Origin of the sequence: Parapedobacter indicus (assembly GCF_900113765.1) — a bacterium.
GTDB lineage: Bacteria > Bacteroidota > Bacteroidia > Sphingobacteriales > Sphingobacteriaceae > Parapedobacter > Parapedobacter indicus.
Genome location: NZ_FOQO01000001.1, coordinates 151,018 through 167,640, shown reverse-complemented (window position 1 = coordinate 167,640; position 16,623 = coordinate 151,018). Strand labels below are relative to the sequence as shown.

Annotated in this window: 9 protein-coding genes; 1 reads left to right on the top strand and 8 read right to left on the bottom strand. The window is 52.2% G+C overall.

Features of this window, described 5'->3' with window-relative positions; all coding sequences use genetic code 11:
* Positions 1-18: 18 nt before the first annotated feature.
* The 5 genes from BMZ56_RS00660 to BMZ56_RS00640 form a co-directional block, all read right to left on the bottom strand.
* Positions 19-1,971: an OmpA family protein gene (locus BMZ56_RS00660; RefSeq protein WP_090622623.1), complete on the bottom strand. Its 1,953-nt coding sequence runs from the start codon at positions 1,969-1,971 to the stop codon at positions 19-21.
* A gap of 53 nt (positions 1,972-2,024) precedes the next feature.
* Positions 2,025-3,035 (bottom strand): PorP/SprF family type IX secretion system membrane protein, encoded by a 1,011-nt coding sequence (locus BMZ56_RS00655; protein ID WP_245893019.1) that lies wholly within the window; start codon positions 3,033-3,035, stop codon positions 2,025-2,027.
* Positions 3,036-3,065: 30 nt separating this feature from the next.
* On the bottom strand, positions 3,066-10,766 hold the full coding sequence (locus BMZ56_RS00650; RefSeq protein WP_090622617.1) for a CLIPPER-2 domain-containing protein: 7,701 nt from the start codon (positions 10,764-10,766) through the stop codon (positions 3,066-3,068).
* 13 nt (positions 10,767-10,779) lie between these two features.
* Complete coding sequence (locus tag BMZ56_RS00645; RefSeq protein ID WP_090622615.1) at positions 10,780-11,430, bottom strand: hypothetical protein; 651 nt, start codon at positions 11,428-11,430, stop codon at positions 10,780-10,782.
* Between the two features lie 513 nt (positions 11,431-11,943).
* On the bottom strand, positions 11,944-12,147 hold the full coding sequence (locus BMZ56_RS00640; RefSeq protein ID WP_090622611.1) for a hypothetical protein: 204 nt from the start codon (positions 12,145-12,147) through the stop codon (positions 11,944-11,946).
* A gap of 63 nt (positions 12,148-12,210) precedes the next feature.
* Between BMZ56_RS00640 and BMZ56_RS25535 the strand changes: the two genes are divergently transcribed.
* Positions 12,211-12,381, top strand: a complete 171-nt coding sequence (locus tag BMZ56_RS25535) for a hypothetical protein (protein WP_177194993.1) — start codon at positions 12,211-12,213, stop codon at positions 12,379-12,381.
* A 177-nt stretch (positions 12,382-12,558) separates the two neighbouring features.
* On the opposite strand, the gene BMZ56_RS00635 is transcribed toward BMZ56_RS25535, so the two are convergent.
* From BMZ56_RS00635 to BMZ56_RS00625, 3 genes are all read right to left on the bottom strand, one after another.
* The gene (locus BMZ56_RS00635) at positions 12,559-13,653 is read right to left on the bottom strand and encodes a helix-turn-helix domain-containing protein (protein WP_143072810.1); all 1,095 of its coding nucleotides are present in this window, start codon (positions 13,651-13,653) and stop codon (positions 12,559-12,561) included.
* A gap of 17 nt (positions 13,654-13,670) precedes the next feature.
* The gene (locus tag BMZ56_RS00630) at positions 13,671-14,774 is read right to left on the bottom strand and encodes a helix-turn-helix domain-containing protein (RefSeq protein WP_090622603.1); all 1,104 of its coding nucleotides are present in this window, start codon (positions 14,772-14,774) and stop codon (positions 13,671-13,673) included.
* A gap of 159 nt (positions 14,775-14,933) precedes the next feature.
* Positions 14,934-16,517: a helix-turn-helix domain-containing protein gene (locus BMZ56_RS00625; RefSeq protein ID WP_090622600.1), complete on the bottom strand. Its 1,584-nt coding sequence runs from the start codon at positions 16,515-16,517 to the stop codon at positions 14,934-14,936.
* Positions 16,518-16,623 lie beyond the last annotated feature (106 nt).

The following is a 16,623-nucleotide window of genomic DNA, read 5'->3' as shown; positions in this document are numbered from 1 at the left end:
TAGTTGATAGCGTTACTCCTAATAGGCTAACACGGTGACTTCCGTGCGCCGGTTGGCCTGATGCTGTTCGCGCGTGCAGGGCACGCCGTTGCCGCAGTCGTTCACCAGCCGCGTCTCCCCGTAGCCCCTGGCCACCATCCGGTCGCGCGCGATTCCACGGCTCACCAGGTAATCCACCGCCGACTGGGCCCGCCGCTGTGATAGCGCCAGGTTGTAGGCATCGCTGCCGCGGCTGTCCGTATGGCTCGACAGCTCAATCCGCAGCGTCGGGTTGTCACGCAGCGTACGCACCAGCTCATCCAGTACCGCAGCAGCATCCGGCCGGATGTTGTGCTTGTCAAAGTCGTAATAGATATTCTCCAGCTCAAAGGTTTTGCCCACCTCGAATACAGGCTCCAGCAGCAGCGTCACCTCCAGCGTATCCGATTCCGTGATGCCCACCGTGGTTACCTTGGCCGAATCGCCGTGGTACTTCTCCTTCTGGCCCAATACCGTGTAGGATTTGTCCCTGTCAAGCACGAACTCAAACGTCCCGCTGCCGTCCGTGCGCTTCCTCGCTACGATTTCACGCATGCCGTCGTACAGCGTCACCGAGACATCCGCCAACCGGTCGTTCGTATTTTTATCCGAAGCCGTGCCTTTCAGGATGATGATGATCTTCGGTTTCTCAAACGTAAACGAATAGATATCGTCACTGCCACGGCCGCCTTTCCGGTTCGAGGAAAGGTAGCCGGCTAAGCCTTCTTCGCCTTCATAGGTGGTGATGTATGCGAAGTCATCCCCCGGCGAATTAACCGGAAACCGAAGGTTGACAGGCCGGGTCCACCCTGCCCTGCTGCCCGTGGAACGGAATATATCCAGTCCGCCCATTCCCGCAAACCCGTCGCTCGAATAATACAGCGTGCCGTCCGGTCCGACGTTCGGAAACAGCTCATCACCCGCGCTGTTGACGGTGGCTCCCGCATTCACAGGGGTACCCCAGCTCCCGTCCCCCTGCCGTTCACTGTACCAGATGTCCGTGCCCCCCTGTCCCCCGGGCATGTCGCTCACGAAGTACAGGATACCTCCGTCCACGCTCAATGCGGCATGGCCAACCGAATATTCCTCCACGTTGTTATAGGGAAACGGGGTAGCCTTCCAACTACCGCCCTCTCCCTGTGTGTAGATGTATAATTCCAGCTTATGGGTCCGGTACTTCTGCCGTTCCTCACGCGTCACGGCACCCTTCTTCCCTGGGTAGGTGCGTGTTACGTAAAGCGTGGTACCGTCTGCAGACGCAGCCACCGGACCCATGTGGTACGGCGTGTTATTGATATCTTCAACCGCTATCACCGCATCCGAAAGCCCGTTGTCCGCCCCACGGTCAGCCGTGTACACCCGAAGGAACGAATTACCCGTCCAGCCGTACGTCCCCACACCCCGCATCTGCCCGTCAGGCTCTCCGGCGTAATAGGCCTTATCCCCTACCGGAAAAACCGAAAACTCCGACAGCGAGGTATTTACCCCTTCATTGCGCAGCCGGTGCACCGTCGGAGCGGCCATCCATACCAGTGCCGAATCGCACCCCGCAAGCTGTACCGACACCCGGCTCCGGTCTCCCGTCTTCGCCGCATACGCCTCCAGCTGCTTTTTCGCCTCCGCGTATTTCGTGTTCATCTTCAGCACCTCCCCGTAGCGCAGCAGGTTTTCCGCTTCACTGCCCTCCATGGCCACCACCCGGGCGTACCAGTTCTCCGCGGCCTCGTAATCCTTCATCTGTGCATAGCAGTCCGCAAGCCGTTCCAGATCCAACAGTCTGGGCCGCCTGCTGTCTGCCAGCCTGGTGTATAAAGCCGCCGCATTGGCGTATTCGTATTTACGGTACAATTCATCCGCCCGGTCGCGCAGCGATGGCTGTTCCTGTGAAACCGCAACCCCGCTCATGCAAAGCAGCGCCGCTAAAAAAAAGAGTTGTTGCAACTGATATCTCATGGTAGTTATCTGATGTCTATATCCGGTGTCCGGTGTCTAGTGTCTCGTATCTATTAAAAAAACCTCGGGCTCAGCAGACGTTGATCCTTGCGCCCGAAGGTGATCCCCAATGTTATTTCGTGCGAACCGTTCTGTACGCTACTTAACTGGCTCAGGATGTAGTCATAGGAATAACCAATCCGGAACTTGGGTGTCACGTACAGCTGGGCGATCGCCGAAACCGAGTTCTGCCTGCTCAGTTTATCGCCGGTGAACCGCGCGTAATCCCGCTTAAATACGGTTACACCCGTACGCCAGCCGCCGCCGATCCAGAACCGGTTGTCGAAGATGAACATCGCGTTCACGTCCACGCTCGTCGGCCCTTTGAAATCCTCTTTCACCAACACGCTCGGGCGCAGCTTCAGTCCGCTGTCAAAGTTAACCAGTGCACCGCCGATGAAATACAGGTGCCGTCTGCGGCGGATGTTATCCGTGGTGGTATTGTCCCAGCGGAAGATGTTGTTGCTCTGGTCGCCCGACAGCAGGTCCATCACCGAAACGCCCGCATACCAGTTCGGATTGTAATAATACACGCCAAACCGCACATCGGGGATAAAGTTGCTGATCCGCCCCGGGGGGACGATGCCGTCCACCTGATCGTTGGGACGCAATTTGGCACCATCCAGGCTGTATTGCGTCACGCCCACACCCACACCGAAGCTCAGCCGCTGGGTATCTTCGTCATTGAGTTGCAGGCGGAACGCATAGTTGGCATACACCGAGGTGGCCGATTGCGGACCGAGCCGGTCGGCCGTAGCCTGAAAACCGAGTCCGTGCCGTTTCTGATAGGGATCCACGACACCGTCGATGGAAACGGTGCCCGTTTCCGGAGCCCCTTCGATGCCCACCCACTGGCTGCGCAGCCCCAGCTGCCCGAACCATTCTTCCTTGTATCCGGTATAAGCCGGGTTGACGCTCATCGAATTGAAGATGTACTGCGTAAACTGGATATTCTGCTGTCCTTTGGCTACCATTCCCATGCAGGAAAGGAATAACAGCGTTGACGTTTTTATGATGTTTTTCATGTTATACTTGTTCATTGCTAAGCGCCTTCCCTATTTCCGTTTGATGACCAGCCAACCTTTGTGGACGGTTTCCTTGCCATCCTTCCGCAGCGTAATGAGGTAGTAGTAGGTGCCCTCACTTATCCCCTGTGCATCCCAGTCCTGCTTGTAGCTATTGCTTCTGTAAACCTCATTGCCCCAGCGGTTGAAGATCAGCACCTCCGCATTGTCATAGTCGGCCAGGCCTACGATGACAAAGCGGTCGTTCTGCCCGTCGCCGTTCGGCGTGATGATGTTCGGGATGTTAAATCCGGAAACCGTTATTTGTACCGTGGCCACGTTTGTCCAGTTGCCGTTGGCATCCATTACCCGGTAGCTGAATTCGTCCGGCCCCGTATAGTACTGGTTCGGCGAGTAGGTCACAATACCATCCGCGCCGATTTCCAGCGTACCATGCTGCGGTTGGCTGGTAATCTCGATGGTTGAGGGATCCAATGGAGCCGTATCCGGCTGGTCGTTGCTTACCAATTGGATCTGTACCGGCCCGTTGAATGAACCCTGCTGCGTATCATCCGATGCGGCGGGCTGGCTTTGGGCGACAGCAACCGTAATGGCTGCCGGATCGGCCTCCAGGCCGTTCACGTCGCGCACCACATATTGGATGGTGCTTTCCCCGTAAAACTCGCGGATCGGCGTGAATGTAATGGTGCCGTCGGCCCCCACCGTATAGGTACCTTCACCGGGAATGGTCACCGCTTCGCTTGGTTCACCCGTTTCCGGATCGATCAGGCGTACTGTAGCCGGATCCAGCTCACTGCTGCCCTCCTCGTCGTTGTCCACGACGTTGACGGTCACCGGTGTGTTCTGCGGCGTCTCCCCTTCGTCGTTCGACGATTCAGGGCCTTCAGCCACCGGAACCAGTGTCGGAACGTCGTTGGTCACTTCGTCGCCCGATACGTCGGCCGTTGCCGTACCTGTCGGGCTTTCCGCATTCACGGTCGCGCTGGTCACCACCTGTTTTGCCAAGATATCTTCTTGTGTGATCGTATAGCGGAACATGCGTACAAAGCTTTCGCCCGGTGCCAGTGTTTCGTCCACCACGACATCCTTCAGTCCCAGTTTCGTGTCGTTCAGCACAAAGCCAGCGAGTGTGGTGTTGCCTCTGTTGGTTACGGTAAACCGGTATTCGATCTTATCACCAACGATAAAGGCGCCGTTGCGGCCCGACCCTGTGTTGGTAGCCACCGCCACCAAGGCAACAGCAGGTCTGATTTCGATCGGCGTGATCGTACAGTCCGTACAATCGCCGACGGTCGGTGCATCTGGATCCAGCGGATCGGGGTCGTGCGACTCGTCGCTCACTTCATCCCCATTCGGGGCCTCACCGGTTACTTGGGCGATGTTGTATACATAACCCGCGTCGATGTCAGCTTGTGTGATCGTGTGTGTAGCCGTTGCGTTTCTTGATTCTTCCGGCGCCAAAGTGGTGATTGTTGCAGGGGTTATACTTCCTGCGTCCGCGTTGGCATCCGTTATTACTATATTCGTTAAGCTTACGTTACCCGCGTTCGTTACGGTAATGTCATAGGTAATTACATCGCCGATGAGGGCATGCTCACCTTCCCTTGCGGTTTTGGTGACGATCAGTTCTGGCTGCTGCGTTACGGAAATATCCGTCGCATCGTCCGGATCATCCGGCGTTCCCGGGTTGTCCGAATCATCTGTCACCGTATTCCCTTTCGGGTCTATGCCCGTAGCCGTTGCTTTGTTGCTTACGCTGCCATTGTCCAGATCGTCCTGCGTGATGGCATGGGTTACCGTTACGGTAGCGCTTTTCGTCGGCTCCAATGTGCCGATATTCTCTTCACCTTCGGCAATCACGGCATTGCCATCGGTCAACACGATGTCTTTCACCGTCACGTTACCCGTGTTGGTCACCGTGATGTCGTAAGTAATTACGTCGTCCGTGCTGTCGTACGGGCCTTCGCTCGTGATGACTTTGGTTACCGTAAGCTCGGGTGCCTGCGTTACGTCGATAACTGTAGCGTCGTCGGGATCGCCCGTGCCGGGGTCATCCGAGTCGTCGGTAACTGGGTCTCCGTTCGGTGCTTTGCCGCTTACCTGGGCTTGGTTGCTCACACTGCCGTTATTCAGGTCTATCAATGTGATGTCGTGCGTGACGGGGATGGTCTTACTTGCGCCCGGCGCTAATGTGCCAATTTTCTCTTCTCCCGTAGGGATAACCGCGTTGGCATCTGTCAGCACGATGCCGTCTATGGTGACGTTACCCGTATTGGTGACCACGATATCATAGGTGATCACGTCGTCCGTGCTATCGTACGGGCCTTCGCTCGTAATTGTTTTAGTAACTGCCAATGATGGCGTGTGTGGCAATTCCGTATCCGTGGGGTCGTTGCCGTTGTCACCGTCTCCGTCGCTGTCCTCATTGCCCGGGTCTGTGATGGCGCTGCCGTTTGCACCCGTGGCCGTGTCGGACTCGTCAGTCACCTTGGTGCTTGCCGGAGATGTACCCGTTGCACGCGAGCTGTTGTTCAGCGTGCCCGCATCGATATCTTCTTGCGTAAGTGTATAGGTCAGTATGTAGGTAGCCGTCTCGCCGGGCAAAAGCGTGCCCACTGTACTACCTTCAGAAGCCGAACCGAATGCCGCATCCGCGGGAAGCTCGTAGTCGCCCGTACCGCTGAATGTAATCTCGGTCAGTTCCACACCGGTCAGTGTCACGTTGCCCGTGTTGGTTACGTTGAACGTGTAGGTGACCTTATCGCCCGCGTCAACGCGGTCGGATGTACCGGACGTGTTGTCGACCGTGAACGTCTTCACCAGATCGATACCTGGGGAGGCAGGAAGCGCCGTCTCCGTCGGATCGTTGCCGTTGTCGCCGTCACCGTCGCTATCCGTATCGGAAGGGTCGCCGATTGCGGCACCGTCCGCACCCGTGGCCGTGTCGGAATCATCCGTCACGTTATCAGCTGCGCCGCTCGGCGGTGTGCCCGTGGCCCGGGAGTTGTTTGTCAACTCGCCCGCGTCGATATCATCCTGCGTAAGTGTATACGTCAAGGTGTAGGTCGCTTTCTCCCCGGGCACTAGTGTGCCCGCGTCGCTGCCTTCCGTCGAGGATACGAACACCGCATCAGCCGGAAGCTCGTAGTCGCCCGTGCCGCTGAAGGCAAGCTCCGAAAGCGCAACCCCCGTAAGCGTAACGTTGCCCGTGTTGGTTACCTCAAACGTATAGGTAATCTGGTCGCCCGCGTCAACGCGATTGGTATTACCCGTGCTTTGGTCAATCACAAACGCCTTGACAAGGTCAATGCCTGCCGTTGCAGGAAGCGTTGTCTCTGTCGGATCGTTGTTATTATCACCGTCGCCGTCACTGTCCGTATCCAAAGGATCAGTAATGGCAATGCCATCGGCATCCGTGCCAGTATCAGACTCGTCCGTAACGTCAGCACCCGCCGGAGGCGTACCCGTCGCAAGCGTACTGTTCGTCAATTTACCCGCATCGATATCATCCTGCGTAAGAATGTAGGTCAGTGTATACGTCGCCGTCTCCCCGGGGACCAATGTGCCCTCCGAGCTGTTTTCAGAAGCCGAACCGAACACCGCATCCGTAGGAAGCTCGTAGTCGCCCGTGCCGCTGAAGGCGATCTCCGAAAGACCGACATCCGTCAGCGTCACGTTACCCGTGTTGGTCACCTCGAACGTGAAGGTGACCTTGTCGCCCACATCGACACGGCCCGCCGTGCCGGAGGTGTTGTCAACCGTGAACGTCTTGACCAAGTCGATTGACGGTGCAGATGGAAGCGTGGTATCCGTGGGGTCGTTGCCATCTTCGCCATCCCCGTCGCTGTCCGTGGTTTCCGGACCCGTTATCGCTGTCCCGTCGGCGCCCGTGGCCGTGTCGGACTCATCCGTTACGTCAGCGCCAACAGGCGGCGTACCCGTCGCCAGCGTACTGTTCGTCAGCTCGCCCGCATCGATGTCGTCCTGCGTAAGCGTATAGGTCAGTGTATACGTCGCCGTCTCGCCCGGCAAAAGCGTGCCCGCGGCACTGCCGCCCGGTGCCGGTACGAACACCGCGTCAGCCGGAAGCTCGTAGTCCCCCGTGCCGCTGAAGGCGATCTCCGAAAGACCGACATCCGTCAGCGTCACGTTGCCCGTGTTGGTCACCTCGAACGTGTAGGTAATCTCGTCGCCAGCGTCAACGCGCCCGGCAGTGCCGGAGCTGTTGTCAACAACGAAGGTCTTCACCAGATCGATAGAAGGAACGGACGGAAGGTCCGTAACCACCGGATCGTTCCCGTCTTCCCCGTCTTCGTCGCTGTCCGTGGTTTCCGGATCCGTGATGGTGCTGCCGTCGGCATCCGTAGCCGCGTCCGAGACATCCGTCACGTCCGCACCCGCCGGAGGCGTGCCCGTGGCAAGCGTACTGTTGGTCAGCTCGCCCGCATCGATGTCATCCTGCGTAAGTATGTAGGTCAGTGTATACGTCGCCGTCTCGCCCGGCAAAAGCGTGCCCGCGGCACTGCCGCCCGGTGCCGGTACGAACACCGCGTCAGCCGGAAGCTCGTAGTCCCCCGTGCCGCTGAAGGCGATCTCCGAAAGACCGACATCCGTCAGCGTCACGTTGCCCGTGTTGGTCACCTCGAACGTGTAGGTAATCTCGTCGCCAGCGTCAACGCGCCCGGCAGTGCCGGAGCTGTTGTCAACAACGAAGGTCTTCACAAGCGCAAGCACCGGGTTCATCGGAAGGCCCGTCTCCGTGTCATCGTCGTTGTCCGCGGCCGTGCCCGAGTCGTCGGTCACCGGATCGCCCTCCGGGTCATCGCCCGTGACAACGGCAGCGTTCGTAACACCGCCATTGTCGACATCACCCTGCGTCAGCACATAGTCCGCCGTGTACTCCACCGACTCCCCCGGGGCAAGCGAACCCCCGTAGGGGCCCGTGCCCGTGTAGCTGTCCGCAACAGCAGTGACCACGACAACAGGGTTCGGTGCTTCAAGGAGCACGTCGCTGACCGATATGCCGTCAACCGTGACGTTACCCCCGTTGCTCACCGTGAACGTGTAGGTGATCGTCTCGCCAGGCTGCCCGTACGTGTCCTCGTTCTCGTCATTGAACACGCCCGACTTCACCAGCGCAAGCACCGGGTTCATCGGAAGGCCCGTCTCCGTGCCATCGTCGTTGTCCGCGGCCGTGCCCGAGTCGTCGGTCACCGGATCGCCCTCCGGGTCATCGCCCGTGACAACGGCAGCGTTCGTAACACCGCCATTGTCGACATCACCCTGCGTCAGCACATAGTCCGCCGTGTACTCCACCGACTCCCCCGGGGCAAGCGAACCCCCGTAGGGGCCCGTGCCCGTATAGCTGTCCGCAACAGCAGTGACCGCGACAACAGGGTTCGGTGCTTCAAGGAGCACGTCGCTGACCGATATGCCGTCAACCGTGACGTTACCCCCGTTGCTCACCGTGAACGTGTAGGTGATCGTCTCGCCAGGCTGCCCGTACGTGTCCTCGTTCTCGTCGTTGAACACGCCCGACTTCACCAGCGCAAGCACCGAGTTCATCGGAAGGCCGGTATAGGTATGATCTGGACGAATTGCATCATAACCAGGATCCCCTGGAACAAGAGGGTCTGGATCGCTTGATTCATCAGTCACTTGCAACTCATCACCGTCTGCACGTATATAATCACCTGTTACTGTTGCTCGGTTATACACACCTCCATTGTCAATATCAGATTGTGTAACGGTGTAGGTCGCTATAGCAGTTGCAAATTCACCAGGTTGCAGTACGCCATTTTGTTCCGCTTCGCTGAAATCTAATGTTATAGCGACAACAGGATTCGGTGCTTGAAATAGCGGATCAGAAATTTCTAAATTATCAATCCAATAATCACCGGTATTCGTTAAGGTAAAGGTGTAAGTTATTGTTTCTTCGGGTTGGGCGGCGTTGTCACCTGCATTGTCTCCGACACCATTATCATTGAATATTGCTGATTTCTCTAGTGTGAGTTCCGCTCCACAGTCTTCGGTGAGGAAAGTTCGTTCGGATGTTACTTCGATACCGCACTCAGCAGTCGTTACGGTATAACGAATGGTTACTGACGTATTGCCTGTACCCGTAAACGTTAATATATTATTCTCCGCTCCGGTCAGGGTCGCTGATGCAGATCCAGCGACAATAGTAAATACGCCTCCAAAATCTCCGTCTTCATCCGTATCGGAGGGCAAAAGCACAATGGAAGACCCATTACAATAACGATCGTTCGGACCAAAATAAAATGTTCCGCCACCGATTTCAACCGCATCAATTGTAGGAACCGATGCTGCACCACAAATCTGCACTTCGGCAGTTTCAAAGGTAAACGCTGTTTCATTTGTATCACCTGAAGTACCATCCCCCATACTTCCATCAACGCGGTGCCCTACATACCCAAACTTAACTTCGCACATCTTGACTACCATGGTGGTATGCCCTCCCGATTCCACCGCGATAATTTTATCGCCCGCAACTATGCCATTAGGAACTCCAGGATCATAAGATGTACCTGAACCCTGGCCAAGCATACCGTAACTACCACTTCCCCAGTTATATAGCGTTGCATCATTGGTTAGCACATTGACAGTTGCATATAATTCATCATGTTCTTGAGGGGATATCCAGCGGATGTCGTTCATGACGTCCCCGGGGGTATTGCTATATTGTGGTTGTACCCAGCCTGTCCGAGTCGTCGTCGACCAATCTCCTAATTGTCTTCGATAGTTGTCGCCCAGCGCGTATAAATGTCCGTTTGCATATAATACGTAATAGCTTGCTGCGCGGTCTTCTAACCCAGACATCCCGATCATTTTAATCGGCTCATCCGTTTCTGTACTTGGCAAAGTCATCTGGGTCGCCTTTGTCCGCGCTGCGACCGGCGTGTTATCCCCCAAAAACGTATTTCTTCCCCACGTCCACAAGGTATAGTCACCATCATACTTCAAGGCCACCAACCCCTGGGGCGTACCCCTAACCGCTTTTATATCCGAAAGTGGATTATCAGCATCGTCAATTACCTGGTGCCAAACCGTAGCGCTCGCTGAAGTATTCCCACTACCGGTATTGGCACCATGTTGTGATATTACCCATACGTGACCGTCGCAGGTCACTATCGCGAGCGTTTGATACGTACCGAAAAGCATTTTGACATCGGTTGGGGCAACGCCAATGGGCAAACCAGTGGGATTACTACCGATCTCTAGTTTTTGAAAATCCGTACTGTTAACTACGGAGGTACTTATCAAACTTCCTGAATACCCCCATATATACAACCCTTCCGTTGTCAAAACGACACGCTGGCTATTCGCTTGCCGATCTCCTAAAGCTGCTTTAAGCACAGTACCCGATAAACCAGGATAATTTGTACTATTAATTTCGAGTGGAGAGAGCACATTACTGGTGCCATTGGCTGCCATATTCGCACCCCATACCTGAAAAGAGCCGTCGTTTGTGCGAACCATCGTAGCATGGTATCCGCCAATGAAGTTGTCGTATTCGATTGAAGCAATGTCACTAGCATTGGCCGCCCGGGAATTCCAGCCGAAATTGCTATAATCCGTACCGGGGCAACCCATCCCCGCCACAAAACCGCATCCCTGTGCAGCCGCTGTATGACTCAACACCAATAGAAATAGTGTAGCCAATAGCGAAGTCCAAACCGAATTAACACGAAATGTATTGATTGTAGTCATATGCTATATATTGCTATTTAATTTTTTGAGGCAGGCTGTAGACTTGAACTTGGTTATTGATATCCAAAAAATCGAACATGATGTAACTGTTGCTATGCACCTGTCCGCTGAGTAGATAAACAAACGTATTGACACCCGGCTTCAGTAGTATCTGCTTGTCTATAGGTAAGCCGGTTATCGAAGTCCCTGCTCCAGCTGTCCTTACCGGCGGAACCTCATAAACCACTGTATCTTTTCCATAGACACTAAAATTCACATCCACGGAAAGTGTCCGCCCGTCGGCAGGTTGCCCGCCGGCAATTTCATCGGATAGGCGGACCGTGGCAAAGTCAAACTCCATTCTGTAAGGACTGACCTCGATAGTGATTTCATTTGGATACTGGGGATGATTGCATGTAGCAGGATCATAATTCAACTCCTCCTCCACATCAATCTGATAGGCACCTGGAATTTCGAAAACCAACTTACGGATCGGACCGAATCCATTCTTCAAGACTTTACCACCCGCTAATTCTGTAATACGCCATTTCACGGTCTGGTCGAATCGGTAACTAAATGATGTGCCTACTGCCAACACAATGTATTCACTACTGCGTTTGGCAAGGCAAGTAGACGAAAGAACAATGCAAAAGAGTAAGCAAAAAAATCGGTAGTAATTTTTCATAGATACATACGGTACCGCTCAACCATCTGGTACAACGGCGCTGTTTTTCATGCCGCAAACATGTAGAGAACGACGAAAAAAAACGTCTCAAATGCTTGGGATGTCAGTGATCCCAACGATTTGAGACGTAAGGCAGCAACGATTTTGGAGATTTTTTTGTAACCTCGCCGAGAATCCGTATATTTGTCCTATCAATCAAAACCAATACCTTTCTTTTCATCAGGTTTATATGAAACAGGATAAGACAGGTATCCGTACCAGCGGGGAACCAAACGGGACCCTCTTCGAGATGAGTCCACAATGAATCCATAATCCGTCCATAATGAATCCATTATTTGCAGTGATTTCATGGACCCATTACGGATCATTAATGAAATTACTATTTTGTCATGGAGAAGACGGTCTGAACAAGTCGCAATACGGGACTCAGCCGGTACGAAAGTATAGCAACGAAAATTAAGGCTAGATTTGGAGGAAGTACTAAGATAAGCTTATTGCTAGATATATGCAAACCTATGTACTTAAATGCTTTCTGTTTTCTTTAAATTGTGAGTATTGGTCGGCGTCCATTATCGGACCGTCAAGAAGGTAATTTTGGAAATCCGACAATTCCTCGCCAGTTTTTGCGTCGATGTATCCCTCGTCCAGCGCCGACTTCTCATCCGTTGCCAGCAATTCATCAAGAATTTCCTGGGTAAGCTTGTTTTGGGCGGCCATAAATTGTAGCTATTGTTATTCCACAACCGTTTTGTTACATTTGTTTGTGATATATAAAATATCATGACACACGTAACTATTGACAATAAGAAGTACGTCATCATTCCTGAAGCCAGCTATCAGGAATTACAAAAACAAGCTGCCCTCAAGTGGAAACCGGACAAAACTTTTTCGATTGAAGAAGCGTGCACTCATAGCAAAAAGCTTATCCATAAATGGGCTTCCGAAAAGTAAGCATTCGTGAGTCTACTGCCACAAGCATAGCCGAAATCTCTTGGTATCTGGAATCGGAAGCCTTTTGGCAACAGCGGAAAAATTTACCGATGAAGCCTATGACTTCATTGCCAAACTAGGCGACAAAGAAGGCTACCGGTCATGCCGAGACCCTGAAAGATCAAGCCTTGGTTACGATTAGTTACCTGCAATCCCGCTCCGGTACTCCGTGGGCGTTGTTCCATGAAACTGCTTGAAATACCGGTTAAAGGATGCTTTGGCGTTAAAACCACTGGCCAGAAAAATCTCCGTAATTGTCCATTCAGGACGGGTACGCATCAATGCAATGGCATGGTTTATCCGGAGTTCGTTGACGTAAGTGTTGAAATTTTTACCAATGCGCAATGAAAATACCTGCGATAGGTGGTGCTTCGGAATTCTCAGCTGCTGGGCCAGTGAGGCCAGTGAGAGGCCATCATCGAGGTAAATCTGCTTTTCCTCCACCATTTGGCGTACCGATGTCTCGTAAACGTTTAACTGGTCTGGAGAAATTGCCGATTTTTGATAGGGACCACTCTCCGGAGGATGATCTACAGGGCTTTCGGCCGGTGCGCGCTCAACAACCTGCGGCGAACCTGCTTTAGCCGTAACCTGCATACCGCTGGCGGTCTGCCGAACGATATGGAAAAATAAACTAAGAGAAGCACTTAACATGCATAAGAAGACAATGGATCCGTTAAATTGCGAGCGAACGGGGCCTGAAACCATATTGGAATAAGCAAACACCAGAAACAGTACGGCTGCAAAAGCCAGTACCATGGCCATCATTGCCAACATACGCGATTCATTGATACGGCTTGCATCACTGCCGGTCGGCCGGAAAAACAAAGCCCATATGGTATACGAGAACAGGGAGAGTGCAAGTACGCCATAAAGGCTTAATCCGAAAAGGCGCTCGTAGCCACTGAAAATCCACGGAGCTGCCAGCCAAAGTAAATAGCCAAGCAGAAAAATAAAGAAAGGAAATACATGTATCAACGCCTTCTTTACGTCCAATCGGTTGCCTCCCGCCAACCAATAGGCATAATAAAGAAAAGGCCCATACAGCAACCCGTAAGGTGCGAAATAATCCAGTCGCATCTGGTCAGCAAAATACGTACGTACCACCAAGGCGTGTAGCGCGTGGATTGTCAAAAATAGTAGAAAACATCGTACGTATCGATCCATCACTGTTCGCCGCCTACCCAATATACTCACGCATATGGCCAGCAGCGATACACTGATAACTGCCACAAGGAGGTAGGTAGCTATCACTGTGGAATCGATAGCGTTTGATTAGTGATCGATTGCCGCGCGGTTCGGTATTCGGAAGGAGTCATACCGGTATACGCTTTAAAATACCGATTGAATGATGTCTTGGAATTAAACCCGCATTCATACGATAAAGAATCCAGCGTGACTTTATCGCCTAATTCCGAAATCCGGCGAACGGCATATTCGATCCGCATTGCAGCGATAAACTGATAAAATGACTTTTTGTAATAACCATTAAAAACCTGCGTCAGCTGATGGCGGGGTATGGCGGCTTCCTGCGCCAGCATATCCAAGGAGACCGACGGATTAAGATACAGCTGGGTGCGAATCAGTTCCTGTTCAATGACTACTGCCCATTCGGCTACCACCGAAGGCTGAACCGTGCTGTTTGGCTCGCCCCCGGCTTTAGACAACACTGCTTCTCCTTCATTGAAACCATGGAAAATAGGGATGCCAAGGGTAATAATATAGCGTATCATCAAGCCAAATCCGAGGGCTAAGAACAGGTAAACCATCGGTCGGACCTCAAACCCAACGTCATCATCTGGCACACTTACTTGATACAGTACCATGTAGCCGAGCAAAACCAATCCAAAACACATCATGGTCAACTGGCGGATCAGGATATCCGTTGGGGTAGATGGCTTTTTGGAATTCGTATACATCTTTGCAGTCAGCGTGGAAAAGGTCAACAGCGATAACATGCAGGAAACATAGTAGATTTTTGCGTATCCAGCTATCCAACCGCTCTCCGTGGGCTGCAGACAGGCAGCTACAAATAACACAAGGTGCAGAAAAAATGGCAACGATAGGAACATCAACTGCCGGTAAGAACCGGCTATTTCCGGCCGGTAATATGCACGGGCAAACAGGTAAAGCAACACTGGATACATCAGTCCGAACGGAAGGGGAATCTCGTATTGGCTGGGATTGCCCCAGCCCACCCATATCAGTTTATAAACAATGTGCAAACAGACCGCCCAAAAACCAACGATCAGGTAACGATTAGGTTGGCTACGGAAGTTGAAAAAGGCAGCTAATAAGAGGCCGCATGATAATAATGTGTAAACCAGTGTAACGCTGACAAAGAGTCCTTCCATGGTAGATTGTACGGTCGTATATACTTCAAAGCTACATAGTGATGTTTAAACTCAAAACTATTTAGCTTATCAGATTACGGAATATAGCAAGAAAATAAACCCAGTAACTAATTAAATAACAACACATTACAATAAATCCACAACATATACCTGAATTTATCAATTCAATAGTACCTTATCTTCCATTTGTCCATCCTTCCGCAGATACGTTATAAACGTAGAGGGCGACAAACCCGTGATATTTCTGAAAACGGTGGTAAATTGGCTGTGCGTAGCAAACCCACATTCTTCCGCCAGGTAACTGATCTTGTAATTGAGGTATCGGCTGTCCGTTTCCATCTTCGCGATGATGTAGTTGACGCGGAGTTCATTGACATAGCCATTGAAATCCTTGTTTCGGTAATTGTTGATAATATAAGAAAGGTATTTGGTATTCGTCTTCATCTTCCCCGCCAGCACCGCAATGGAAATATTCCGGTCTGTAAATTGCTGGGAAGATTCAAAGCGTTCCAGTTTCTTCAGCAGCTCCTGTTTGGTATTTTCGGGCATGATGTTCTTCTCCCGATCCATCTCTCCGTTGGTTGCTGTCTGCTCATTTACCAACACCTCCGTGCCCTGGTTTTTAAGCGCCCTGATAATGGCTTGGTATCGCTGGTAATTTTTCCGCTGCCTACGGACGTAAAGCCCCATCCCCACTCCCATGAATACGATCAGTACGGACGCCGTTAGACTTAACACTTTATTGGAAGCGGTCATGTTCTCAAGCCGGCGCTCGATGCGTGCAATGACATGGTCGGCATATCGTTTATGTTTGATCGTATTTTCCTCTATTTCTTTCAGGTATTTATCGTTGTATCGCCGATGCTTTTCGTCGTTGCCCGTTAGCCTGTAATACCTCGCCAGATCCTTATATACACTGATTTTTAGGTTTGGTAATCCGGTTGCTTCTGCAATGGCCAGTGCTTGGTGGAAACAGGAGTCCGCCTGTTCATAGTGCTTATCTGCCAAATGCACACGACCTAATCCATTATAAATAAATCCTTTAACCGGCGTACCTGCTTTCGATGCCTTCTGTTCTAGCGCTAACGCACGGTTGTAGTAGAATGCAGCAGAATCTAAAGCCTCCAATTCGAGATGGCACAAGCCGATCCGTTCGTCGTTTTGTGCAAGGGCAAAATACCGAACCACGGTATCTGGCAGATCAACAAAAAACGGTTCGGCTCTCCTGAAGTTGGATATCGCCTCTTCGTACCGCCCTTCTTCCACATCATAAAAGCCCAATTCCTGGAAACATTGACCCTTGAATTGATTTGCAGCCTCCGGATTCGCTACCTTCTCAATGACTTTCAATCCCTTTTCTATATACCGCCTACCCGCGTTATACAAACCCGTTTCGCGATGCTGCGTAGACAATACCCCACATATACGTGCCTGCCAAACGTAGTTATCCGCCTGCTCCGCTATCCGCTCCGCTTTTACGGCGTAGTGAATGGATGAATCGCGATTTGCCATCCGGTGGTACATATCGGAGATCAACATCAACGAACGGATTTTGTGAATATCACTTACAGCCGTTTGATAAAGGGAATCCGCTGACTTTAGGGCCAGGTTAACGTCTTCACTGGCTGTGTGCATATAGATATGCAGAAAGGAACGGTTAAAGCTTTCGTTTGCTGAAGTCTGAGCAAGGAGCCAATTGGCCGAAACTAAGAATACAAGAAAATAGGATAAAAGTCTTTTCATTTCAGGTTAAAGCAAGCCGGTCCGTCGATTAACACATGCGTTTACACGTTGTTCATTTCGTTCACAAAGATGGTGATTTTTTACCGGCTTTTTAGCCCCGATTGAA

Bases quoted from the DNA above. Each gene is read 5' to 3' on its own strand.
- BMZ56_RS00660 (WP_090622623.1), bottom strand. From the start codon at position 1,971: ATGAGATATCAGTTGCAACAACTCTTTTTTTTAGCGGCGCTGCTTTGC.
- BMZ56_RS00655 (WP_245893019.1), bottom strand. From the start codon at position 3,035: ATGAAAAACATCATAAAAACGTCAACGCTGTTATTCCTTTCCTGCATG.
- BMZ56_RS00650 (WP_090622617.1), bottom strand. From the start codon at position 10,766: ATGACTACAATCAATACATTTCGTGTTAATTCGGTTTGGACTTCGCTA.
- BMZ56_RS00645 (WP_090622615.1), bottom strand. From the start codon at position 11,430: ATGAAAAATTACTACCGATTTTTTTGCTTACTCTTTTGCATTGTTCTT.
- BMZ56_RS00640 (WP_090622611.1), bottom strand. From the start codon at position 12,147: ATGGCCGCCCAAAACAAGCTTACCCAGGAAATTCTTGATGAATTGCTG.
- BMZ56_RS25535 (WP_177194993.1), top strand. From the start codon at position 12,211: ATGACACACGTAACTATTGACAATAAGAAGTACGTCATCATTCCTGAA.
- BMZ56_RS00630 (WP_090622603.1), bottom strand. From the start codon at position 14,774: ATGGAAGGACTCTTTGTCAGCGTTACACTGGTTTACACATTATTATCA.
- BMZ56_RS00625 (WP_090622600.1), bottom strand. From the start codon at position 16,517: ATGAAAAGACTTTTATCCTATTTTCTTGTATTCTTAGTTTCGGCCAAT.